Here is a 21627-nt window from a genome sequence, read left to right on the forward strand (position 1 = left end):
GTTGGACAAAACCCTTTTGGGTTTTGTGGTGTCTTTGACGGCGGGTTTCGCAGTCATAACCAAGTGGTTATTTTCTCAGACTGCTCTTTAAATTGGGGATTGCCCGTTTCATTTCAAGGGTAAATCCTGTGTATTTTTGTCGGAAATCAACTAAAACCGCTCGTAACCTTCCAGCTGCCGCCACTGGCCTGGCTCCAGCGGGGCCAGACTCAGTCGGCCCACCCGCTGGCGGCGCAGGTCTTGCAGGGGGCATTGTTCGTCCAGCCAGCGACCCAAATCCAGCCCGTCAATGTCTTTGCCCGCGATGCGCAGTACCGTGAGTTGCTCGGTTTGGCGGTTGATGCTGGCGCGGATGCCCGGGCCGTTCAGGGCCTTGATCAGGCTTTCGGGCACTTCGCCGCTCAGAGTGGCCATCCACTCTTGTTCCATGGGGCTGCGGCGGTCTTCCAGGTGGCGCAGCACGCCCACATCGTCCGTGAAGATGCACAGACCGCTGGCGGGTTTGGCCAGAGGCAGGGGCATTTGCATTTTGGCCAGGCGCTCAGGCCCCCAAATGCCAGGCTGCGGGGCTTTGAGGCCCACGGTGTCTTGCAGCCAGGCCAGGTTGGCCACCCGGTGCGCGGGTTTGAACAGCACCAAGGTCATGGGGGCCAGCGCGGCCATGGAAACCAAACGGTTCACCTGAACGGCTTGCTCGGGCCGCACGCGCCGGGCCGGGTCGGTGACCACTTTGCCCGCCACCTGCACGCCACCGGCCACGATCAGGGCTTCCGCTTCGCGGCGCGAACAGTTTTGCTCGGCGGCCACGCGTTTGGCCAGGCGGATGCCTTCTTCAGAGGAAATCATCGATGCTTTCAAAAATACTCAAAGCGAATCAAGACAGGGCTTGTTCGCGGATGTGGTCCACATGCGCTTGCAGCGAACGGGCCGCCACGGGCCACAGGCGGGGCGGCACGTCTTCGTAGGCTTTTTCCACCCATTCCTGCAAGCTGCCTTGGGGCAGCGCCTGCATGGCGGCGGCTATTTTGGCCTCGCGCTTCAAGCGGTGGGCCTTCAGGTGCGTGATGGCCTGGTGGGCAAAGCCCAGCACATGGCCGTGCGCGGGCAAGATGAATTCGATGCCCCCAGCCTCGCAGGCCGCAGCCAGTTTGTCCAGCGAATCCAAATAGTCGCCCATGTGGCCGTCGGGCGGGTCGATCACGGTGGTACTGCCGTTGAGCACATGGTCGCCCGAAAACAGCAAGCCGTCTTCTTCCAGCACCAGGCACAGGTGGTTGGCGGCATGGCCAGGGGTGTGCACCACGCGCAAGGTGTGGGTGATTTCGCCGTCCACGCCAATGGCTTGCAGCACCAGTTTTTCGCCATCGGCCAGTTCGCGCTCGGGGGTGAAGCGGCTGTTGGCGCGGGAGGTTGGTTTGGAGGCCAGGCCCAGAATGGGCGGCTTGTGGGTGCACAGCGCCTGCAGGGGCGCGGCGCCGGGTGAATGGTCTGGGTGCGAGTGGGTGCACACAATCGCTTTGATTTGCCCGCCTGCGGCACGCCACAGGCGCTGCAGGTGCTCGTCGTCGGCCGGGCCGGGGTCGATGGCGATGTAGCCGGTGTTCGGGTCGCCCACCAAATAACTGTTGGTGCCGGGGCCGGTCATCACGCCGGGGTTGGGGGCGGTGAGGCGCTGCACGTTTTGGAGCAGCGGCACGGCTTGGTCGGTCCGCCAGTCCAGCTGGTGGTGGATTTGCCCATCGGGCGTGACCAGGGCCAGCTCGCCAAACGGGGCCTCGTGCTCCATGTAACGCGCTTCGTTGCCCGCCAGCCAACCCGCGCGGGGGCAGCTGGTCCACAGCGGCTCGTCGTTCACGGCGCAGGCTAGCAACACTGCGTCGACTGTGGCAAAGGCTTTCAGACGCTCTAGCGTGCGGATGGTCGGGAAGATGATGAAAAACTGACCCGCTTCGTGGCGCGTCAAGGCATCGACGGGGCGCACCCAAACGGGCTCGAACTGCTCGGATTCGTCGGCCACCGGGGTTTGGCCTTCGGGCATGCGAGCGACCAAAAAAGGCACGTCAAAGCGGCGCGGCAGGTCGCGGTCGGTGATCCAGTGGGCCAGCACAAACACCTGGTCTGCCGCCAGCGTCAGGCCACGGGCCTGGCATTGGGCGGCAAAAGCCGCTTGGCGGTCGATGGCGGCGATGTCGTCGTGGTCAGCCCAGCGGCCATCGGCATGGCGGGCGAACAAGATGCCCAGCTCTTCAAAGCTCTCGCGGATGGCGGCAATCGCTTGCGTCAGGTGCAAGTCGCTTTGCTTGGTTCGGCGCTGCGCCATGCCGTGTGCCTGAGCGTCGGCCGCGTCAATGCCCCCGCCGGGGAACACATAGGCACCGGGCGCAAAGCTGGCCGTCATGGAGCGGCGGGTCATGAGGACTTCGAGCCCGCCAGGGCCGTCGCGCAAAAGCAGCACGGTGGCTGCGGGGCGCAGGGGGGCGGGTTCGCGTTGGGGGTACAGGAGTTGGGATGTGCGTGCCATGCCCCATTATCAGGCGGCTTGAGCTTCATCCAAGGGCGATAATCCCGATCATGCACATCCGCTTTACCAAGATGCAAGGGGCCGGCAACGATTTTGTCGTGCTCGACGAGACGCAAGCCCGCTTGGGCCTCTCCACGGCCCAATACCGTTTTTTGGCCGATCGCCACTTTGGCGTGGGGGCCGATCAGATCCTCACCGTGCGCCCTTCGCCCGCACCTGGGCTGGACTTTGAATACGTGATCCACAACGCCGATGGCGGCGAGGTGGAGCACTGCGGCAATGGGGCCCGCTGCTTTGTGCGTTATGTGCGCGACAAAGGCCTGACCGACAAAAGCACCGTGCGCGTGAAGGTGCAGCAAGGCGAGATCGAACTCACCATGAACCCCGATGGCCGCGTCACAGTGAACATGGGTGCCCCCATCTTTGACTGGGAGCGTGTGCCCTTCAAGCCGATGGGACTCATCAGCGACCAGGTCAATGGCTGGCCAGTGTTCGATTTGGCACTGGGCGAGTTGGGCATTGCTCGCGTGGGCGTGGTGTCCATGGGCAACCCGCACGCGGTGCAGCGCGTGGACGATGTGGATACTTTCCCGGTGCTGGCCCAGGGCCCCTTGATTGAAAACCACCCGGCTTTCCCCAAACGGGTGAATGCGGGCTTCATGCAGATCGTCTCGCGCAGCCAGATCAAGCTGCGGGTGTTCGAGCGCGGCTCAGGCGAGACCCTGGCTTGCGGCACCGGCGCTTGTGCGGCGGTGGTGGCCGGCATTCGCCAGGGCTGGCTGGACTCGCGCGTGGATGTGCAGACCCACGGCGGTGTGCTCACCATCGAGTGGGCCGGACAGGCCGACAGCCCGGTGCTGATGACCGGCCCGGCCACACCTGTGTTTGAGGGCAGCATTGACGTGCCCGACACCCTTTGACTTTTTTGGAAAAAAGACATGACACCGACCGAGCCCATGAACCCCATCACCGAAGACGACATTGCCAACTATTTGGTGAATACGCCGGATTTTTTTGAGCGCCATGCCTCCTTGCTCGCCTCGGTGCAATTGACCCACCCCCAAAACCACCGCTCCGTGAGCCTGCAAGAGCGCCAGGCTCAAATGCTGCGCGACAAAATCAAGGCCCTGGAACACCGCATCATGGACATGATCCGGCACGGCAACGAAAACATGATCCTCACCGACAAGCTTCACCGCTGGTCGTGTGAACTGCTGGTCACGCCGCCCGAGCAGCTGGCCGAGTCGGCGGTGGACAACATTCGCGACTTGTTTCAGGTACCCCAGCTGGCCTTGCGCCTGTGGTCGCTGGGTGCAGCGCATGCTGCGGCCCCGTATGCGCAAGGTGTGACGGAGGCGGTGCAAAAACTGGCCACCTCTTTGGAAACGCCTTATGTGGGGCCCAATTCTGGCTATGAAGCTGTGCAGTGGTTGTCCGAGCCGGCGCAAGCGGCTTCATTGGCGCTGCTGGCCTTGCGCCCTGCCCCCGGACAGCCGCCTTTTGGACTGCTGGTGCTGGCCTCCCCCGATCCAAAGCGCTTCCACAGCCAAATGGGCACCGATTTGCTGGAGCGCTTGGGCGAATTGGCGGGCGCTGCCTTGTCGGTGCTGCGCAGCTGAAGTCGAGGCCGCCAGATGGCCGAGCCCGATCCCCTGGTCACCCGTTACCTGGACCACGTCCGTTTTGAAAAACGGCTGGCCGATCGCACCTGCACCTTGTACCAGCTGGACCTGATTCGCCTGGCGGACATGGCCGCCGCCAGCCAGCTGCCTTTGCTGCAGGTGCAAACCGGGCACATCCGCCGCTGGGTGGCCCAGATGCACAGTGCGGGCCGAAGTGGCCGTGGCATCGCCCTCATCCTCTCGGGCTGGCGGGGGTTTTACGCCTGGCTGGGCCGGGAAGGGCTGATCAGCCACAACCCGGTGATCGATGTGCGCGCTCCCCGTGTCGCCAAGCCTTTGCCCAAGGCCCTGGGGGTGGACGAGGCGGTGCAATTGGCCGAACACGAAGAATCCGGCGACGACCCCTGGCTCGAAGCACGGGATGCCGCCATGGTCGAACTGCTGTACGGCTGTGGGCTGCGCGTGGCCGAGTTGACGGGGCTGGACGTGATGGCCAGCTCCGACGCAGCGCGTTCCGGGCGCGGCTGGATCGACCTGCAAAACGCCGAAGTGCAGGTGCAAGGCAAAGGCAGCAAGCGCCGCAGCGTGCCCTTGGGTCGCTCGGCCGTCGAGGCGCTGGCGCATTGGCTGGCGGTACGCCCTCAACTGCCCGGCATGCTGACGCAGCCTGCACCTGGCGCCTCGAGTCTGGCACTGGCGCTTTTTCCCGGCCGTCATGGCACGCGCCTGACCGCACGGGCCGTCGAGCAACGCCTCAAACGCCGCAGTCTGCTGGCCGGGCTGGCCACGCCGGTGCACCCGCACATGCTGCGCCACTCCTTTGCCAGCCATGTGCTGCAGTCCAGTGGCGACCTGCGTGCTGTGCAGGAACTGCTGGGCCATGCCAACATCACCACCACGCAGGTCTACACGCGGCTGGATTTTCAACACCTGGCCAAGGCCTACGACGCGGCACACCCAAGGGCCAAGCGCAAATAACCCGACTTGTCTAAGCGGCCTTCGCAGTGCCTTCACCCACGTCGGACTCTTCGAGTACCGACCTACAAGGGCAACGGTATGCGTAGGTCGGCGGTCGAAGACCCCGACGTTTGGCCTGATGGACCACCATCGCCTGCAACCAGCGCTTTGGGTCAAGCATGCAACGTCGGACTCTTCGAGTACCGACCTACGAGGGACACGCTATGCGTAGGTCGGTGGTCAAAGACCCCGACGTTTGGCCTGATGGACCACCATCGCCTGCAACCAGCGCTTTGGGTCAAGCATGCAACGTCGGACTCTTCGAGTACCGACCTACAAGGGCAACGCTATGCGTAGGTCGGCGGTCAAAGACCCCGACGTTTGGCCTGAATGCACACCATCGCCTGCAACCAGCGCTTTGGGTCAAGCATGCAACGTCGGACTCTTCGAGTACCGACCTACGAGGGCAACGGTATGCGTAGGTCGGTGGTCGAAGACTCCGACACATGGTTGTTCAGCGTGTATGCCGGCCCGGCCTCCGCAGTGCGTTCACCCAGCTTCGGACTCTGCGAGTACCGACCTACGGGTGCAGGGCGGGTCTGTGCCCGACAATACCCCCATGAAAAGCATACGACTCAAAGACGGCAAGGAACGCTCCTTGCTGCGCCGCCACCCCTGGGTGTTTGACTCTGCCATTGCCAAAGGCGGCGGCGATCCGGGCGAGACGGTGCGGGTGGAATCGCACGGCGGGCAATTTTTGGGCTGGGCCGCCTTCAGCCCCTCTTCGCGCATCCGGGCTCGCATCTGGAGTTTTGACGACACCCAACGCATTGACGCGGCTTTCATCGAAACGCGCATCGCCCAAGCTGTGGCCGCGCGACAGTGGTTTGACATTCAGAGTGATGGCGTGCGCTTGGTGCATGGCGAGTCCGACGGGTTGCCAGGCCTCATCGTCGACCGCTATGCCGACACGCTGGTCGCCCAGTTCACCAGCTGCGGCACCGAGCGCTTCAAGTCGGTCATTGCAGATGCTTTGCTCAAAGTCACCGGCCTCACGCGCCTGTATGAACGTTCGGATGCCAATGTGCGCAGCCTCGAGGGCCTGCCCGAAGTGACCGGCTGGTTGCGTGGCGAGGGGCCGACCGAGCTCACCATCCGGGAACACGACTGGCAGCTGACCCTGGACGTTGCCACCGGTCACAAAACAGGTTTCTATCTGGACCAGCGCGACAGCCGCCAGCGCTTTGCACAGCACACGCGCCACCGCCGGTTTGGCAGAGTGCTCAATTGCTACTGCTACACCGGCGGCTTCACGGTGGCGGCGCTGGCGGGCGGGGCTGGGCATGTCACATCCATCGACTCATCCGGCCCGGCGCTCGACCGTGCCCGAGCCCATGTGCGCCTGAATGGCTTTGACGAGGCCCGCGCGATCTTCATGGATGCCGATGTGAACGCCAGCCTGCGCGCCTTCATTGAGGCGGGCGAGACCTTTGATGCCATCGTGTTGGACCCGCCAAAGTTCGCGCCCACGGCCGCGCACGCCGAACGCGCTGCCCGCGCCTACAAGGACATCAACCGCCTGGCCTTCAAACTGTTGGCCCCCGGCGGCGAGTTGTTCACTTACTCCTGCTCGGGCGGCATCAGCGCCGACTTGTTCCACAAAATCGTGGCTTCGGCCGGCACAGATGCGGGTGTGGATGGTTTCATCAGCGAACGCCTGCAAGGCGCGCCAGACCACCCGATGACGATCAATTTCCCGGAGGGCGAATATTTGAAGGGTTTGGTGGTCGTGCGCAAGTGAAGTTCAGGCCATGGGCACAGCATTGAATTTGTGCCGCTGCGCCTGGCATGGTTTCAATCTGAATGCAGCCCCTGACTGCCCCCTGCCCTGTCGGGGTCTGAGAGCGCCCACGTTGGGGGCGTCATCTCAGGCTTGATTCATCAACCCTCAAGGCGCGCCCCTCAACAGGCCGTGCCCCTGCAATAGTCGGACTCTTCGGTTACCGACCTGCAATTTGGACACGTCCGAGCGGCAAACCCCGGACGCTGCGCGGGCCGACTTGCGAAGCCTTGTAGGTCGGCGGTCGAAGACCCCGACACATGGTTGTTCAGCGTGCATGCCTGCCGCGGCCTCAGCAGTGGGCTCACCCAGCGTCGGACTCTTCGAGTGCCGACCTACGGGTGCAGGGCGGGTCTGCGTTCAACAAAACCCGCCAAGAAAACCCTATTTGTAGGTCGGCGGTCGAAGACCCCAACACATGGTTGTTCAGCGTGCATGCCTGACGCGGCCTCAGCAGTGGGCTCACCCAGCGTCGGACTCTGCGAGTGCCGACCTACGGCTGCAGGGCGGGTCTGCGTCCAACAATACCCGCCAAGAAAACCCTATTTGTAGGTCGGCGGTCGAAGACCCCGACACATGGCTGTTCAGCGCGCATGCCTGCCGCGGCCTCCGCAGTGGTCTCACCCAGCGTCGGACTCTGCGAGTGCCGACCTACGGTTGCAGGGCGGGTCTGCGTCCAACAATACCCGCCAAGAAAACCCTATTTGTAGGTCGGCGGTCGAAGACCCCGACATCGGCCTGATTCACCCACAAGGCCCCCTTCGACCACACCGGTGCAGGGGCGACTTGCGCCAAAGACTTACAGCTTGGCTTTTTCGCAGTCAGGCCCTTCGGCAACCCTGTGAAGGGCTTTGGCGCAGGGCATTTGACACAGCTCACCTTGCTGGGCAGGGCAAACGCGGTTGAAGGTGACGACATGGTCCACCTCGGCGCGTATACCGATCCATTCGCCGAGTTTGTGGTCGTGGTGGCTGGGCACGTGGGCCATCAGTTGCTCGCCCGTGGCCAGACGCAGCGTGTACAAAAACTCTGAGCCGCGAAAGGCTTTTCGAGTGATTTGCGCTTTCACTGGGGCATCGTCGTCGTGCACGATGTCGTCGGCCCGCAGCAGCACGTCGCACTGGCCGTCTTCAAACGCGCAAGGCAAAGGGCATTCGGCCACATCGCGCAACTCACCCACCGGGGTACTGACCAAGATGTGTCCGTCCACTTCGCGCAGCGTGGCGGGGGTGAACACGCCATGGCCAATGAAATCGGCCACAAAGCGGGTGGCCGGGCGGTGATAAAGGCTGTAGGCATCGTCCCATTGGTGCAGCTGGCCTTCGTTCATGACGCCGATCACGTCGCCAATGGCAAAAGCTTCAAGCTGGTCATGTGTGACCAGCAAGGCTGTGGCCTTGGCAGCCTTGAGGATGTTGCGCACCTCATGGGCCAGGCGTTCGCGCAAGTCGATGTCCAGATTGGAAAACGGCTCATCCAGCAGCAGCAAATCAGGTTTGGGCGCCAGGGCGCGGGCCAGCGCCACGCGTTGCTGTTGACCGCCAGAGAGTTCATGCGGGTAGCGTTTGTCTGAACCCGTCAGCCCCACAAGTTCCAGCACCTCGGCCACCCGTTTTTGGCGCTCGGGTTTAGGCAAATGCGCCAGGCCAAAGCCCACGTTGCGCCCCACGTCCATGTGCGGAAACAGCGCATAGTCCTGAAACACCATGCCAATGCGGCGGCGTTCGGCCGGCTCGGTATGACCCTTTTCGCTCACCACCCGGTTGGACAGCAGGATCTGGCCACCCGATATCGGTTCCAGCCCCGCCACGGCACGCAACAAGGTGGTTTTGCCGCAGCCCGACGGGCCGATCAGCACCCCGATGTCACCGGAGCGCAGACCCAGGTTGACCCCCCGCACGGCAGGCGTTGGGCTTGCGGGGTATTGGATGTCCAGTTGGCGCAATTCAAGAAACATGAGGGGCATTGTAGGCACGTTGAAAGCCATCCCAAGGGGTGCATCAGCATCCAGGACTTGCTTCGGGCGTCAGGCTCTCAACCATGCGGCTTGTCGTGGGCATTTTTGAGAGGCCTGGCGACACCCAGAAAGAAATGAGCGGCGCAGAATTTGATCTGGCCAATGGCCATGCGCCCAACAGCAACTGGGCCGTATGCACAGGGTGAGCGCCAGAATTTCTCAGATCACTGAGGTGGATTGACTCCCCCACTTGTCCAATAGGGGCGCGCCACACCACCCGCACCCCATGGGTCTTGTGCCAGAAACAAACCCAGGGCTTGTTGGCGATCTGCAAGTAAGCGGGGTGACTCGTCTGGAAAGTGGTGGAAAAAATTGAAATCGAATTGGGTCACCACCCGCATGCACCGAAACATGGCTTGGACGCTGGAAAACAAAGGCTTGATTTCCTCATCTGTCTCAAAATACTCATGGTCCCAGTACACCACGGGGCAGTCTCCGTTGCACATTCTCCGCGTGTCAAAACACAGCAAACCAGCATCCATGAAACATTCAGAGCCAAACGGCAGAAAGCCAAGCCCGACGATTCTCTCGGGCTCATAAGCTTTGTAGAGGTTGTCCAGGGTTTTCCTCCATGTGTCTATGGGGTGACATTCAAGGCGTACACCCTGTATGCCCAAATCATAGAAATGACGGTACTGAAGCAATTGCTTGTAAAGCGACGGAAACTGCAGATTCAGTTTTTTCTCTAAATCTTGAATGTCGGCATCGGTCACGGTGCTGGCCACAGGCTTCCACCCCAGCCAGCCATTTGTTGTGGGAATGTCATGGTCGCGCATGGCTTCAGGCATGGTGCTCAAAGGCGTTCGACACATATCCAAGCGTCTGAGCTTGGCGATCGCTGCGTCAACCAGTGTGGGCACCAGTTCATCGTTGTTCATATGTGCAGTTTCTCCAAGTGTGGTGACCTATTGAGCGGTGCACTTACACCCCCCGCCATTTTCCATTCAATGATTGCACCCGCCCAATCGCCACCAGCGTGTCCAGAATGACATGCAGGCGTTCGCGCAAGCGGCCTCGGCCTTTGAAGTGGGCGGCAAGGGCGTCCAGGTCGAGTGCTGAAGGGGCGGCGCTGAGGATGTCGGCGACGGCCTTGATTTGTTCGGGCAGGGTGGCGGGCCAGGGGTGTTGGGCGAGTGGCTTGGCGGTGCTGGTGGGGGCGTCGGCTTCTTCTGTGCTGTCCGGCGTTTCGGCGCTGGGCAGGTCCATTGTGGTTTGTTCGAGTGCGGCTGTTTGGGCGGGTTTGGCCGGGTTTTGGTAGTCCGGGCGCAACCAGCGGATGGTGCCGGTGGCTTCTTCGGCGGCTCGGCGGGTGTTCAGGTCCACCAGGCGCAGCAGCAGCGCGTCGGTCCAGGCGGCGTGGGCGGCGGCGTCGTGGTGCGGCACAGGGCCGAGGTTGCTCCAGCCATAGGCTTGCAGCACAGCGGCGTCGAGTTCGTCGTGCAGGGTGCGCAGCACGCTCACTAGGCCTTGCTCGTGCATGGTTTTGTCTTTGGCGCCCAGGGCTTGGTCGCCGCGCAATTTTTCCAACACGTTGTACATGCCGGTTAAGGTCAGGTCGGGGTGCGCGGCTTGTTGGGTTTTGCGGTGTGCGTCGAGTTGTTCGGCCAGCTGGCGGATGCGCTCGGTCAGCGCGGGTGTGAGGCCGGTGTCTTCGGCGGGGAAGGGGAAGGTTTCGAAGCAACGGGTTTTAACGTAAACCGGGTCGTTGCCAACGCCTAACCAGCTGCCTGCGGACAGCGCCCATGACGTGTGCAGACTGCTCGACAACACGCCCATTTGCAGTCCATCTTGCAGCGCAATGGCCACCAGCTTGTTGTCCGGCAAAACGGTGTCATGGAGGAATTGAAAGACGCGGTGTTTCGTGGTTTCAACTGTGGCGATGTAGCGCGGCAGGCCATGCATTTGCTTGCGCATTTCTTGGCGCGGCTTCCCATGCAACCACCAGAGTTTGGCGTAGCCTGCACCGTCTTTGGTGCTGCCTTTCGCATCGCGTTCGGGTTTGACGCGCTCCACCAGCCATTGGTAAACAGCAGGAAACTTTTGACGCACCTCGTCGGCACCCAGCCCAAACAAGTCAATCACCATCACATCGCGTGGGCTGGCGGTCAGGTCGCGGCCGTTGCGGTATTCGCGGATGTGTAGTTCCAGTCCGGGCACTGTGCCCAGGCCCAGATGAGTCGCTTCTTCGCGAGTGACGATGAAGCCCGCGCCAAACAACTGAACGCCACGGTTGCTCAAACCCAGGTTGGCCCGCAGCGCTTTGGCCGCCGCCACATTGGCCCCAATGCGCAAATCCGCGTGCAGCAGGCCTTGGGCTTCGCTCAGGGTCACGGCCACTTCGCCGTCGTCTTGCGGGGTTTCGCTTTGCACCGTGAGCAAGCGGCCGGTGTGCTCGCCCGCCTGCGCGGCGGTCATGGCGATGCGCACGGCCGCGCCGTTGGCGCCGTCCACCCAGGGGTGGTCGGCCACGGCAAAGACCAGTGACAGAGGCTTTTCTGGCTTGTCCAACGCGGCCTGCATCACGCGGCGGTTGAAGGTTTGTTTGATGCTGTTGGTGGTGATGAAGCCAAAGCGTTGGGCCTGTTCAGCACTCACGGTCAGCGCGGCTTGGTGCCACCAGTACATGACCAAGTCGGCGCTTTCGGGCACTTCGGGCCAGCTGCTGCGCAGCGCGTCCACATAGCCGTCACCCAGTGCGGCGCGCATGGTGCTGGCCCCAATGAAGGGCGGGTTGCCCACAATGAAATGCGCCTGGGGCCACTGCGCTTTGCGTGGGTTGATGTAGCGCTCTTGCACCACTTGCGAGGATTCGTCGGGTACGTTCAGGCCGGTCACGGGGTGGGGCTTGAAGGTCTTGCCGTCCCAGCGGGTGACGATGCGGCCTGCTTCATCTGTTTGGGGCTCGGTGCTGTCATAGGCCAGCACGGCGTCGCGGTTTTGGATGTTGCCGTAGTCGTGCACCACCGGCTCGGCGATGTTGCCCACGCCCACGGTGCGGGCTTGCCACTGCAGGTAGCCGATCCACAGCACCAGCTCGGCCAGAGCGGCGGCGCGGCTGTTGAGCTCAATGCCCAGCAGTTGCTGCAGGCTGACGGTTTCGCCCTCGAGGTTGAGGCTGTTTTGGCCCGCGTCCAGCGATTCGAGCAGGTTGAGCACTTCGCCTTCCAGGCGTTTGAGGTGCTCCAGCGTCACGTACAAAAAATTGCCACTCCCACAGGCTGGGTCCAGCACGAGCACGGTGCACAGTCGGTGGTGAAAGGCTTTGACGGTCTGGATGGCTTCGCGTTTTTTGGCGCGGGCGTTGGCACGCAGTTTGTCGATGGCGTTCAGCTCGTTTTGGACCTTGGCTTTTCCTTCTCGCTGGGTTTTTTGTTTGTCGGCCAAGGCGTCGGTCAGTTGGTCGGCCTCGGCATTGAGCGCATCGTGCTCGCCCATCAGGACCATGGTGGCGGCTTGGGTGTCGCTCCATTCAGCACGCAAGGGGTCGATGACGGTGGGGATGACCAGCCTGTCCACATAGGCGCGGGGCGTGAAATGCGCGCCCAGGGCGTGGCGTTCGTCCGGGTCCAGGGCGCGTTCGAGCAAGGTGCCAAAAATGGCGGGCTCGACTTCGGTCCAGTTGGCTTTGGCGGCCGTGAGCAGGCTGTCGATCTGGCTGGCGCTGAGCAGCAGGGCGTAGCCTTCGGATTGCGAGGCTTTGAACAGTTTGCCGTTGAACTTGAGGACTTCTTTTTGAACAGCGACACTGAATCCGCCCCGGTCCATGTCGGCCCACAGGGCTTGCAGCATGCGTTGCAGCGTGGCCGGGTGGGCGCGGTGGGTTTGCAGCAGTTCGGTGAAGGCACCTTTGCCTTCGCTCTTGCCTTCAACCTTGTCGCTGGCGGGCAGCAGGCCCACGTCTTCGGCAAACATGCTGAACAGGCAGCGCGTGAGGAAAGCGCCCACTTGGTGCGGTGGGTTGCGGTCGGCCTCCAGGCTTTTGGCCACACTGGCCAGCACGCTGGCCACTTCGCGGGTGACTTTGGCGTTGGCGCGGCTGGGGTCCAGCGCCATGGGGTCGGTCCAGACCAGGTGCAGACGCTGGCGAATTTTCTCGTCGCGCAGGTCTTGCAGCTTGATCTGGTGGCTGCGCGGGTCGGGATAGGGAATGTAGTTGCCGCCCGTGCGGCTGAACTCGGCAAACAGTTGGATGACCTGACCCACATCGACCACCAGGATGATGGGCGGTCGGCCTTCGTCGGCGGGCAAGGCACGGGCGTAGTTTTGCGCTTGGGCATGCGCGCCCATCAGGGTGTTGCTGTAGCTTTTGGTGTGGCTGCCGATATTGACTTTTTTGGCTTCGAGAATGAAGTGGCCACGTTTGTAGCAGTCCACGTACCGGTCTGATTCATGGCCGTCGGCATGCGCTTCTTTCAAAGCGCGTTCGAACATGTAGTCCCGGTCTGCTGTGGCGTGGGGTCTGGCCACGTCCAGCAATTCGCACAGTTCAATGATGAAGCTTTGCGATGTGGCACGTTCGCTGGCTGTGCTGATTTGCCAGCGTTGGATGAATTTTTCGGTTTTTTCGCAAGGGGTGAGGCTTTGATCCATGGACGGGATCATAGAGCCTTGATTTTCACTATTTGGTATTCAGTCCTAGGCGTTTGCCCGATGATGATCAAGACTCGCTGTGGTCACCCAAGCGGTCTTCACCACCCGACTCCTGCGCCTTGAGCACGCGCACACCGTGCTTGCTCAAAATCTCCACATACACCGAGGTGGCACCGGTTTTGGCGGCGGCGTCTACGGCTTCGATCACGGCACCCACGCGCACCACTTCGGCGGTGTCGGCGTTCAGGCCCACTTTGCAGTCAAAGTCCCAAAAGTCCACGCCCTTGGGCACGTCACGGCTGCGCTCGCGCTTGAAGTATTTGCGGATCTCGTGTTTGACGGCTTCAAGCACGCGGTCAGGGTGCTTGCCTTCGGCTTGCAGGGGGAAGTTCTTTTTCATGGGGTGTCCTGAGGGGTGGGCAAGCGCCCGGTCTGGACGTGAATGCAGGGGCGGATTATCGCCGGTTTGCTGGGCCAGCTTTGGGCTGGCGCACGGGCAGACAGTGAAGCGCCATTGCATGTTTTGATGCATTCATGCAAAAATGCAAACATGCGAACTTCACTTGATTTTCCTGATGCGCTGTTCAAGCACCTCAAAACCCGGGCCGCCCAAGAGGGTCGGACCCTGCGCGATCTGGTCATTGAGCTGGTGGAGAGGGGTTTGACCGCCCGCGAGGTGGTGGACCCGCAAAAACGGTTTCTGGCGCGCCCCCCGGTGATTCCAAGTCAAGGCCCCATGGCCCTGCCGGTGAGCCAGATGACCAATGCCGATCTGTATGCGTTGATCAACGAGGAAGACGATGAGCGAACCATCCAGCTCTTGGGGCGTCGCTGAGGCCTCGGCCAACTGGCGCTTGGCACCGGGCGATTTGCTCGATGTAAACGTGTGGCTAGGTTTGTGCAGCGCCGCGCACCCGTTTCACGCTGCGGCCATGCGCTATTGGCAATCGGCATGTGAAGCCAACACGCCTTTGTGGTTTTGTCGTACCACCATGATGGGTTTGGTGCGGGTGCTGTCTCAGCCGCGCGCAATGGGTCCCAATGTCTTGAATTTATCCCAGGCCATGGCCTTGTACCGCCAATGGCTGGACACACCTGCAGTGGGTTTGCTGGCCGATCCCCCGGGTTTGGATGACGCGATCGAGCAGCTTCTGGGGCGTCGCGCAGAGACTCAGCCCATTCGTTTGTGGACCGACTTGTGCCTGGCGGCTACAGCCCAAAGTTCAGGCCTGCGCATGGTCACATTTGACCGTGACTTTGAGCGCTTCGGGCTGGAGCGCTGCTTGGTGTTGACGGGTCAGAGTCCCGACTGAAACCGGAATTTGAGCTGAAAGCTCAGCGCGCCATACAGTCGGTCTTTGAGCGGCGGCACCAGGGCCACGTTCAGACCCCAATGACCACTTTCGTAAGTGGCGGTGGGAATGAGTGCCGGAAACCAGCCGCCGTTGAAGGCATTGGGATAGCCGTTGAACGCGCCGCCAACCACCCCCAGTTTCAGGGGGCCGAGTTGCCAGGGTTGGTAGTAAGCCCCAACATAACTGGAGTTCCTGTCGTTGCTGTTGATGAAGCGCCCAGCCGTGAGGCTCCAACGTTCGTCCAGTGTGTACTCCAAGCCCAGCCCAGGATTGGCGTTGCGAAGTCCTTTGTCAGTGTCAAAGTGCGCAGAATAAAACCCGGCATTCACCCACAGGCGGCTGGCATCGAACTCAGCTTTTGCTGGGCCACCTAATGTGCACAGCAAAGCCAAGCTGACGGCTTTGAGGGAAGAGCCCAAGACCAAATCAGCTGGAACTGGCAATTTCATAGGTATCTTTCCGTGGAAGCCCAAGCTGCGGGCGATGTTTTTGGGGCGTGTGCCACGCCCATCGCCCACAGGGTGGGCTCCCACAAAGTCAGAGGGTTTTGAACACTTCGCCCGCCACGCGAACCGTTTCGGCGATGTCAGCTTCGGTGTGAGCAGCGCTCACAAAACCGGCTTCATACAAGGCGGGCGCAATGTACACACCGCCGTCCAGCAGGCCGTGGAACAGCTTGTTGAATTTGGGGCTGTCGCTGGTCATGACCTTGGCGTAGTTCTGCGGCAGCTCCGGCAGCAAGAAAAAGCCGAACATGCCGCCTTGGCAATCTGCGCTGAAAGGCACGCCCGCCGCAGCGGCTGCGCCCGTCAGTCCGTCAACCAGGCTTTGCGTACGGGCGCTGAGCGCATCCCAAAAACCGGGCTTGGCGATCTCGCGCAGTGTGGTCAGGCCGCAGGCGGTGGCCACGGGGTTGCCGCTGAGTGTGCCCGCTTGGTACACCGGGCCGGTGGGGGCTAATTTGGACATGATCTCGCGCGGGCCGCCAAAGGCCGCCAGCGGCATGCCGCCGCCAATCACTTTGCCCAGCACCGTCATGTCGGGCTTGAAGCCGGGAATGGCTTTGGCGTACACGCTTTGCGCGCTGCCCAGGGCCACGCGGAAGCCGGACATGACTTCATCAAACACCAGCAGTGCGCCGTGCTCGGTGCACAGCTCGCGGCAGCGCGTCATGAAAGGCACGCTGGCGCGCACAAAGTTCATGTTGCCCGCGATGGGTTCGATCATCACGCAGGCCAGTTCCTTGCCGTGCAGTGCAAAGGCTTCTTCCAGCGCAGTGATGTTGTTGTATTCGAGCACCAGCGTGTCGCGCACCACTTCGGGCGGCACACCGGCGCTGGTGGGGTTGCCAAAGGTGGCCAGGCCCGAACCGGCTTTGACCAGCAGCGCGTCGGCATGGCCGTGGTAGCAGCCTTCGAACTTGATGAACTTGTTGCGGCCGGTGGCACCGCGTGCCAGGCGCAGCGCGCTCATGCCCGCTTCGGTGCCCGAGCTGACCAAGCGCACCATTTCCATGGACGGTACATGCTTGAGGATTTCTTCGGCCAGTTCGATCTCGCGTTCGGTCGGGGCGCCAAACGAGAAGCCGTCCAGAGCGGCCTTTTGCACGGCTTCGAGCACGGCAGGGTGGCCGTGGCCCAGGATCATGGGGCCCCAGGAGCCGATGTAGTCAATGTATTTCTGGCCGTTGGCGTCCCAAAAATATGCGCCTTGGGCGCGCTGCACAAAGCGGGGCGTGCCACCCACGGCACGGAAAGCTCGCACAGGCGAGTTCACGCCCCCGGGGATCACCTGGGCGGCGCGGTCAAAAAGGGTTTGGTTGCGGTCGGTCATTGTTTTTGTCTCCGGCTTCAGTGTTTGGTTTCGTTAAATGGCACTTCAAAGTAATCGGCACCAGGATGCGCATCGGCGTCGTCGTCTGACGCGCCTTCTTCGTCGTCGGGCAGTGCCCAAAACAAGCGATCAGGAATGACCTGCCCCATGCCGGGCCGAAAGCCTTCATCCAGGCAGCGGTCCAGGTAGTGCAGGGCTTCGCTGGTGGCTTCGGGCAAGTCCATGCCCGTGGCCAGCAAAGCAGCCAGCGCGGCAGTGAGCGTGTCGCCCGCACCCACAAAAATGGCCTCAATGCGTTCAAATTTTTCATGACCCAGCACCGTCTCGGGTGAGGCCAGCACATTGTCGATGTACTGCTCGGGCAGGGGCATGCCCGTGACCAAGGTGTAGGGCACACCCAGTTCAGCCGCAGCCTTGGCGATGTCACGCGGACCAGGATTGCGCTCACCGGTCCATTCGGGCAGCAGCCAACGGCGCAGCGTGCTGTGGTGGCCCACCAGCACGCTGGTTTGAGGAAGCAGCAATTCGCGAAAAGCGTCCAGATAGGCGTCGATCTTGTCTTCTTCCCACCATGACAGATTAGGCATGTACGCCACCACGGGCACGCCGTCGTAGTCATCGGCCAGCTCGGCAATGGTGGCCAGGTTTTCGGGGGTGCCCGCAAAACCCACTTTGATGACCTGCACCGGCATGTCTTCAGCGACTGCACGGGCCTGGTCGTGCACGGCCTCTTCATCCAGGGGATAGAAGTCGGTGATGCTGGAGGTGTCACGTACATAAGCGCCCGTGCAGATGGGCAGGCAGTGCGCGCCGACCGATGCCATGGCGGTGGCATCACTGGTCAATCCACCCGCGCCGCTGGGGTCGTTGGCGTTGAACGACAAAATGCAGGCCAAACCGGCAGATTCCTCCAACTCAGACTCGTCGTTGTCGGGAAATGGGGAGTTGTGATCGGTCATGGCAGCGGATGGCGGGATGGGCTTCAGAGGGTCTTCAGCCGGGCACGCAGCGCGGCCCGATACAATCAAATCATTCTATTCGACTCTCTGATTGCGACACTGTGATGGAACACAAAACTTGGATGTGCCTGATTTGCGGCTGGATTTACGACGAAGCCGAAGGCGACCCCGAACACGGCATTGCACCTGGCACCAAGTGGGAAGACGTGCCCATGAACTGGACCTGCCCAGAGTGTGCAGCCCGCAAAGAAGACTTCGAGATGGTCGCGATCTGATCGCACAGGTATGGCGTCATCGCGTGTCAAGGGCGGTGATCCAGTAGGTGAACAAGCTCAGAAGCTGGATTGCCACGTCGCAAGCTCCTCGCAATGACGGCAATAGTCAGCGACTGCTCTTCCGGCTCAAGGTTGCTCCTCGCAATGACTGCCATCCGTCATCGCGAGCGAAGCGCGGCGATCCAGTGTGTGAACAAGCGCTGCAGCAGGATTGCCACGTCGCAAGCTCCTCGCAATGACGACAATAGTCAGCGACTGCACGTCCGGCTAAAGGTTACTCCTCGCGATGACTGCCATCCGTCATCGCGAGCGAAGCGCGGCGATGCAGTAGGTGAACAAGCGCTGTAGCTGGATTGCCACGTCGCAAGCTCCTCGCAATGACGACAATAGTCAGCGACTGCTCTTCCGGCTAAAGGTTGCTCCTTGCAATGACGGGAATAGTCAGCGACTGCTCTTCCGTCTCAAGGTTGCTCCTCGCGATGACTGCCATCCGTCATCGCGAGCGAAGCGCGGCGATCCAGTGTTTGAACAAGCTCAGCAGCTGCATTGCCACGTCCCACCCGATCGATCATGCGGCTTTTTTCTTGACCACCACATAGCGTGCCAGCGTTTTTTCGCGGGCATCGGCGTGTTCCACGATGGGGGCCGGGTAGGTTTTGCCAATCACCACCTCGGCGGTTTGCAACTCCATGGGCTTGGCCAGCCAAGGCGCGTGCAGCGCGGCGGTGGGCAGCGCCGCCAATTCGGGCACATAACGGCGGATGAACTTGCCCTCGGGGTCAAACTTTTCGCTTTGGCTGATGGGGTTGAAGATGCGAAAGTAAGGCTGCGCATCACAGCCGCTGGAACTGGCCCACTGCCAGCCGCCGTTGTTGGCCGACAAGTCAAAGTCATTCAAATGCTCGGCAAAGTAGCGCTCGCCCCAACGCCAGTCGATGCCCAGATCCTTGACCAGAAAACTCGCCACCACCATGCGCAGGCGGTTGTGCATGTAGCCCGTCTGGTTGAGCTGGCGCATGGCAGCGTCCACCAGCGGGTAGCCGGTGCGGGCCTGGCACCAGGCGTCAAACAATTTATGGGCGTGGGTGCCGTGCTCCCATTTGATGCTGTCGTATTCGGGCTTGAAGCTCTGGCCGCGCCCCACATGTGAAAAGTTGTGCAGCACCTGCACATAAAAGTCGCGCCAGATCAGCTCGGACAGCCACACCGCTGCTCCGGGGCTGCCTGCCAGCAGGCGGGCATGGGCCTCGCGGGCCAGTTGGCGAATCGACACGGTGCCAAAGCGCAAATGCACGCTCAAGTAGCTGGGGCCTTTGACGGCCGGAAAATTGCGCGTGTCTTCGTAGTGGTCAATCCGGGTCAAAAAGTCCTGCAAGAGCGTCTGCCCGCCCGATTCACCGGGCGGAATCTTCAGCGCGTGCAAGTTGGTGTTTTCAAAGTCGATGTCTTGCAGCGCGGGCACCGGCTGTGCCAGGTCATCCGGGCGCGGGGCCAAGTGCTGGGCGTACTTCTCGACCGGATAGGCCTTCAGGTCAAACGGCGTGATCTTCTTGAGCCAGGCATTTTTGTAGGGCGTGAACACCGCAAAAGGCTTGCCCACCTGGGTCAGCACCTCGTTGCGCTCAAAAATCACATGGTCCTTGAAGGTGTGCAGCACGATGCCATGGTCAGCCAGGTGCCCGCGCACCTGGATGTCACGCGCCAGCGCTTGCGGCTCGTCATCGTGGTTGGCAAACACCGCTTGCACCTGCAGGTGGTGGGCCAGTTTGGCGATCTTGTCCTGCGCAACGCCATGCCGCACGATCAGGCCAGCCTGCGGGTGTCCGGCCAGCGCACGCAAACGCTCGTCCACCTGTACCAGTGAATCGCGGATGAATTCCACCCGCCGGTCGGCCCGGGGCAATTTGTCCAGGATGGCGGTGTCAAATACAAACACCACATGCACCTTTTGGCAGTGCTTCAGTGCGTGGTAAAGCGCCGCATGGTCGGTCACGCGCAAATCGCGACGCAGCCACACCAGGCCGCTGGAGAAAGTGGTTTGCATGACAGTTCGCCGGGTTGGGTGAATAAGTGCGCACAAGCCCTGCTCCGAGGAAGGTGGGCCGTTAAAATCGATGCATGACCGCTGATTCTGCCTCGATTGACCTCAAACATCATTTCCTGATCGCCATGCCCGGGTTGGAGGACGAGACTTTTGCCCGCAGCGTCATCTACATGTGTGAACACAGCCCACGCGGTGCCATGGGCCTGATCATCAACAAACCCGCCGACATCAGCATGCGCCTGCTGTTTGACAAGGTGGAACTGCCCTTGCGCCGCGAAGACCTGATGCAAAACCCTGTATCACAGGGCGGCCCGGTGCAGACCGAGCGCGGTTTTGTGCTGCATGACCCGCTGCGCATGGACAAGCCCCAAGATGATGGTGGTTCTATTTACGCCTCCACCCTGACGGTGCCGGGCGGGCTGGAGATGACCACATCCCGTGACGTGCTCGAAGCCTTGTCTTCCGGGGCAGGCCCGCGCCGGGTATTGATCACTTTGGGTTACTCGTCCTGGGGGGAAGGCCAGCTCGAATCCGAGCTGGGCGAAAACACCTGGCTGACGGTGCCCGCGTCCGCCGATGTGATTTTTGACGTGCCCATGGCCGAACGCTACGACCGGGCTCTGGACCTGCTGGGCCTCAAAAGCTGGATGCTCTCGCCCGAGGCGGGCCACGCATGAGCGCGGTGCCCAGCGCTCCTTCCGACATGGTGGTGCCCGCCCACCTGCAAACCTTTTTGGCCTTCGATTACGGCCTCAAGCGCACCGGCGTGGCCGTGGGCAACCGATTGATGAAGAGTGCCACGCCGCAAGGCACGATTGCGGCCGAGGGCGATGCCCGGTTTGCCAAGATCGCTGAACGCATCAAAGAGTGGCAGCCCGACGCGCTGGTGATCGGCGTGCCCACCCACCCAGATGGGGGCGAGCACGAGAACACCCTGCGCGCCCGCAAGTTCGGCCGCCAACTGCGCGGCCGCTTTGGCTTGACGGTCTACGAGGTGGACGAGCGTTACACCACCACCGAAGCCCACTCCCTCGGTGCAAAAGACGCTGATGCGGCGGCAGCGGCCATCATTCTTGAACAATTTTTAAGGAGCCTCCCATGAGTGCCCTCGCTCTCAACGCCGAGGCCCTGTACCAGGAACTGCTGGGCGGCGTGCGCAGCCTGTGTCAGGCCGACACCCGCCTGGTGGGCATCACTTCGGGCGGTGCCTGGCTGGCCCAGCGCCTGCAACGTGACCTGGGCCTGGCCGGTGAAGCGGGCCAGGTGTCTTCCGTCATGCACCGCGACGACTTTGCCCAGCGCGGCCTTTCGGCCGGTGGCCAGACCACCCTGCCCTTCGAGGTCGACGGCGCTGACATCCTGATCCTTGACGACGTGCTCTACACCGGTCGCACCATCCGCGCCGTGCTCAACGAACTCTTTGATTACGGCCGGCCCGCCCGCGTGCAGCTGGCCGTGCTGGTGGACCGGGGTGGCCGTCAGCTGCCCGTGCATGCCGATTACGCCGCCGCCCGTGTGGCCCTGCCCGAGACGCAATCGCTGGCCCTGGCCCGCGACGCAGAGGGTCGCTTCAGTTTTGACGTGGAGAACAAAACCCCGCTTTCTTGAGGGCGC

The 21627-nt window shown here is 61.9% G+C and carries 21 protein-coding genes; 11 read left to right on the forward strand and 10 right to left on the reverse strand.

What is annotated here, in order from left to right:
• Positions 1 to 150 precede the first annotated feature (150 nt).
• Positions 151 to 846: a S4 domain-containing protein gene (locus H663_RS32775; protein ID WP_053171949.1), complete on the reverse strand. Its 696-nt coding sequence runs from the start codon at positions 844 to 846 to the stop codon at positions 151 to 153.
• Positions 847 to 874: 28 nt separating this feature from the next.
• On the reverse strand, positions 875 to 2521 hold the full coding sequence (locus tag H663_RS32780) for an MBL fold metallo-hydrolase (protein ID WP_053171947.1): 1647 nt from the start codon (positions 2519 to 2521) through the stop codon (positions 875 to 877).
• 50 nt (positions 2522 to 2571) lie between these two features.
• Between H663_RS32780 and dapF the strand changes: the two genes are divergently transcribed.
• From dapF to H663_RS32800, 4 genes are all read left to right on the forward strand, one after another.
• Entirely contained in the window at positions 2572 to 3441 is an 870-nt protein-coding gene (gene dapF, locus H663_RS32785) for a diaminopimelate epimerase (protein WP_053171945.1), read from the forward strand.
• Between the two features lie 18 nt (positions 3442 to 3459).
• Positions 3460 to 4140 (forward strand): DUF484 family protein, encoded by a 681-nt coding sequence (locus H663_RS32790; RefSeq protein ID WP_053171943.1) that lies wholly within the window; start codon positions 3460 to 3462, stop codon positions 4138 to 4140.
• A 15-nt stretch (positions 4141 to 4155) separates the two neighbouring features.
• Positions 4156 to 5121 carry a tyrosine recombinase XerC gene (locus H663_RS32795; protein WP_053171942.1) on the forward strand — a complete coding sequence of 322 codons (966 nt, stop codon included), beginning with the start codon at positions 4156 to 4158 and terminating at the stop codon, positions 5119 to 5121.
• A gap of 598 nt (positions 5122 to 5719) precedes the next feature.
• Entirely contained in the window at positions 5720 to 6901 is a 1182-nt protein-coding gene (locus H663_RS32800; protein WP_053172171.1) for a class I SAM-dependent rRNA methyltransferase, read from the forward strand.
• Positions 6902 to 7739: 838 nt separating this feature from the next.
• Here H663_RS32800 and H663_RS32805 read toward each other — a convergent pair.
• Positions 7740 to 8897: an ABC transporter ATP-binding protein gene (locus H663_RS32805; RefSeq protein WP_053171940.1), complete on the reverse strand. Its 1158-nt coding sequence runs from the start codon at positions 8895 to 8897 to the stop codon at positions 7740 to 7742.
• 83 nt (positions 8898 to 8980) lie between these two features.
• On the opposite strand from H663_RS32805, the gene H663_RS42400 reads away from it, so the two are divergent.
• On the forward strand, positions 8981 to 9103 hold the full coding sequence (locus H663_RS42400; RefSeq protein WP_276309831.1) for a hypothetical protein: 123 nt from the start codon (positions 8981 to 8983) through the stop codon (positions 9101 to 9103).
• Positions 9104 to 9121: 18 nt separating this feature from the next.
• On the opposite strand, the gene H663_RS32810 is transcribed toward H663_RS42400, so the two are convergent.
• The 3 genes from H663_RS32810 to H663_RS32820 form a co-directional block, all read right to left on the reverse strand.
• On the reverse strand, positions 9122 to 9835 hold the full coding sequence (locus H663_RS32810) for an SMI1/KNR4 family protein (RefSeq protein ID WP_053171938.1): 714 nt from the start codon (positions 9833 to 9835) through the stop codon (positions 9122 to 9124).
• A gap of 43 nt (positions 9836 to 9878) precedes the next feature.
• The gene (locus H663_RS32815) at positions 9879 to 13547 is read right to left on the reverse strand and encodes a class I SAM-dependent DNA methyltransferase (protein ID WP_053171936.1); all 3669 of its coding nucleotides are present in this window, start codon (positions 13545 to 13547) and stop codon (positions 9879 to 9881) included.
• A 67-nt stretch (positions 13548 to 13614) separates the two neighbouring features.
• Complete coding sequence (locus H663_RS32820; RefSeq protein WP_053171934.1) at positions 13615 to 13947, reverse strand: DUF6172 family protein; 333 nt, start codon at positions 13945 to 13947, stop codon at positions 13615 to 13617.
• A 150-nt stretch (positions 13948 to 14097) separates the two neighbouring features.
• Here H663_RS32820 and H663_RS32825 point away from each other — a divergent pair, with 150 nt between their 5' ends.
• Together H663_RS32825 and H663_RS32830 are read left to right on the forward strand one after the other, a co-directional pair.
• On the forward strand, positions 14098 to 14382 hold the full coding sequence (locus H663_RS32825; RefSeq protein WP_053171932.1) for a hypothetical protein: 285 nt from the start codon (positions 14098 to 14100) through the stop codon (positions 14380 to 14382).
• Positions 14348 to 14860: a TA system VapC family ribonuclease toxin gene (locus tag H663_RS32830; RefSeq protein ID WP_053171931.1), complete on the forward strand. Its 513-nt coding sequence runs from the start codon at positions 14348 to 14350 to the stop codon at positions 14858 to 14860. Before H663_RS32825 ends, H663_RS32830 begins: the two co-directional genes overlap by 35 nt.
• Here the strand turns inward: H663_RS32830 and H663_RS32835 are convergent.
• The 3 genes from H663_RS32835 to thiD all read right to left on the reverse strand — a co-directional run bounded on the left by H663_RS32835 (position 14845) and on the right by thiD (position 17694).
• Positions 14845 to 15351, reverse strand: coding sequence for a hypothetical protein (locus tag H663_RS32835; protein WP_053171929.1), 507 nt, complete (start codon positions 15349 to 15351; stop codon positions 14845 to 14847). The two genes, H663_RS32830 and H663_RS32835, sit on opposite strands and share 16 nt — an antisense overlap.
• An 88-nt stretch (positions 15352 to 15439) precedes the next feature.
• On the reverse strand, positions 15440 to 16735 hold the full coding sequence (hemL, locus tag H663_RS32840) for a glutamate-1-semialdehyde 2,1-aminomutase (protein WP_053171926.1): 1296 nt from the start codon (positions 16733 to 16735) through the stop codon (positions 15440 to 15442).
• A 17-nt stretch (positions 16736 to 16752) separates the two neighbouring features.
• Complete coding sequence (gene thiD, locus H663_RS32845; RefSeq protein ID WP_053171924.1) at positions 16753 to 17694, reverse strand: bifunctional hydroxymethylpyrimidine kinase/phosphomethylpyrimidine kinase; 942 nt, start codon at positions 17692 to 17694, stop codon at positions 16753 to 16755.
• Positions 17695 to 17798: 104 nt separating this feature from the next.
• Between thiD and H663_RS32850 the strand changes: the two genes are divergently transcribed.
• Positions 17799 to 17969: a rubredoxin gene (locus H663_RS32850; protein ID WP_019427587.1), complete on the forward strand. Its 171-nt coding sequence runs from the start codon at positions 17799 to 17801 to the stop codon at positions 17967 to 17969.
• Between the two features lie 568 nt (positions 17970 to 18537).
• On the opposite strand, the gene H663_RS32855 is transcribed toward H663_RS32850, so the two are convergent.
• Positions 18538 to 20013, reverse strand: coding sequence for a cryptochrome/photolyase family protein (locus tag H663_RS32855; RefSeq protein WP_053171922.1), 1476 nt, complete (start codon positions 20011 to 20013; stop codon positions 18538 to 18540).
• 74 nt (positions 20014 to 20087) lie between these two features.
• Between H663_RS32855 and H663_RS32860 the strand changes: the two genes are divergently transcribed.
• Genes H663_RS32860 through pyrR form a run of 3 tightly spaced genes read left to right on the forward strand, consistent with a single transcriptional unit; the run spans position 20088 to position 21621 of the window.
• Entirely contained in the window at positions 20088 to 20690 is a 603-nt protein-coding gene (locus tag H663_RS32860; RefSeq protein ID WP_053171920.1) for a YqgE/AlgH family protein, read from the forward strand.
• A complete protein-coding gene (gene ruvX / locus H663_RS32865; protein ID WP_053171918.1) occupies positions 20687 to 21115 on the forward strand; it encodes a Holliday junction resolvase RuvX in 429 nt (142 codons plus the stop codon). The genes H663_RS32860 and ruvX overlap by 4 nt, the downstream gene beginning before the upstream one ends.
• Positions 21112 to 21621, forward strand: coding sequence for a bifunctional pyr operon transcriptional regulator/uracil phosphoribosyltransferase PyrR (gene pyrR, locus H663_RS32870; RefSeq protein WP_053171916.1), 510 nt, complete (start codon positions 21112 to 21114; stop codon positions 21619 to 21621). Before ruvX ends, pyrR begins: the two co-directional genes overlap by 4 nt.
• The last annotated feature ends 6 nt before the right edge of the window (positions 21622 to 21627 follow it).

It is taken from the genome of Limnohabitans planktonicus II-D5, assembly GCF_001270065.2.
GTDB lineage: Bacteria > Pseudomonadota > Gammaproteobacteria > Burkholderiales > Burkholderiaceae_C > Limnohabitans_A > Limnohabitans_A planktonicus.

What these genes read in the sequence shown, in the direction of transcription:
- H663_RS42400 (WP_276309831.1), top strand. Translation starts at nt 8,981, where the DNA reads ATGCGGCTTGTCGTGGGCATTTTTGAGAGGCCTGGCGACACCCAGAAA.
- H663_RS32830 (WP_053171931.1), top strand. Translation starts at nt 14,348, where the DNA reads ATGAGCGAACCATCCAGCTCTTGGGGCGTCGCTGAGGCCTCGGCCAAC.
- dapF (WP_053171945.1), top strand. Translation starts at nt 2,572, where the DNA reads ATGCACATCCGCTTTACCAAGATGCAAGGGGCCGGCAACGATTTTGTC.
- H663_RS32855 (WP_053171922.1), bottom strand. Translation starts at nt 20,013, where the DNA reads ATGCAAACCACTTTCTCCAGCGGCCTGGTGTGGCTGCGTCGCGATTTG.
- H663_RS32805 (WP_053171940.1), bottom strand. Translation starts at nt 8,897, where the DNA reads ATGTTTCTTGAATTGCGCCAACTGGACATCCAATACCCCGCAAGCCCA.
- ruvX (WP_053171918.1), top strand. Translation starts at nt 20,687, where the DNA reads ATGAGCGCGGTGCCCAGCGCTCCTTCCGACATGGTGGTGCCCGCCCAC.
- H663_RS32800 (WP_053172171.1), top strand. Translation starts at nt 5,720, where the DNA reads ATGAAAAGCATACGACTCAAAGACGGCAAGGAACGCTCCTTGCTGCGC.
- H663_RS32775 (WP_053171949.1), bottom strand. Translation starts at nt 846, where the DNA reads ATGATTTCCTCTGAAGAAGGCATCCGCCTGGCCAAACGCGTGGCCGCC.
- H663_RS32795 (WP_053171942.1), top strand. Translation starts at nt 4,156, where the DNA reads ATGGCCGAGCCCGATCCCCTGGTCACCCGTTACCTGGACCACGTCCGT.
- hemL (WP_053171926.1), bottom strand. Translation starts at nt 16,735, where the DNA reads ATGACCGACCGCAACCAAACCCTTTTTGACCGCGCCGCCCAGGTGATC.
- H663_RS32815 (WP_053171936.1), bottom strand. Translation starts at nt 13,547, where the DNA reads ATGGATCAAAGCCTCACCCCTTGCGAAAAAACCGAAAAATTCATCCAA.
- H663_RS32835 (WP_053171929.1), bottom strand. Translation starts at nt 15,351, where the DNA reads ATGAAATTGCCAGTTCCAGCTGATTTGGTCTTGGGCTCTTCCCTCAAA.
- H663_RS32825 (WP_053171932.1), top strand. Translation starts at nt 14,098, where the DNA reads ATGCGAACTTCACTTGATTTTCCTGATGCGCTGTTCAAGCACCTCAAA.
- H663_RS32790 (WP_053171943.1), top strand. Translation starts at nt 3,460, where the DNA reads ATGACACCGACCGAGCCCATGAACCCCATCACCGAAGACGACATTGCC.
- H663_RS32780 (WP_053171947.1), bottom strand. Translation starts at nt 2,521, where the DNA reads ATGGCACGCACATCCCAACTCCTGTACCCCCAACGCGAACCCGCCCCC.
- H663_RS32820 (WP_053171934.1), bottom strand. Translation starts at nt 13,947, where the DNA reads ATGAAAAAGAACTTCCCCCTGCAAGCCGAAGGCAAGCACCCTGACCGC.
- thiD (WP_053171924.1), bottom strand. Translation starts at nt 17,694, where the DNA reads ATGACCGATCACAACTCCCCATTTCCCGACAACGACGAGTCTGAGTTG.
- H663_RS32850 (WP_019427587.1), top strand. Translation starts at nt 17,799, where the DNA reads ATGGAACACAAAACTTGGATGTGCCTGATTTGCGGCTGGATTTACGAC.
- pyrR (WP_053171916.1), top strand. Translation starts at nt 21,112, where the DNA reads ATGAGTGCCCTCGCTCTCAACGCCGAGGCCCTGTACCAGGAACTGCTG.
- H663_RS32810 (WP_053171938.1), bottom strand. Translation starts at nt 9,835, where the DNA reads ATGAACAACGATGAACTGGTGCCCACACTGGTTGACGCAGCGATCGCC.
- H663_RS32860 (WP_053171920.1), top strand. Translation starts at nt 20,088, where the DNA reads ATGACCGCTGATTCTGCCTCGATTGACCTCAAACATCATTTCCTGATC.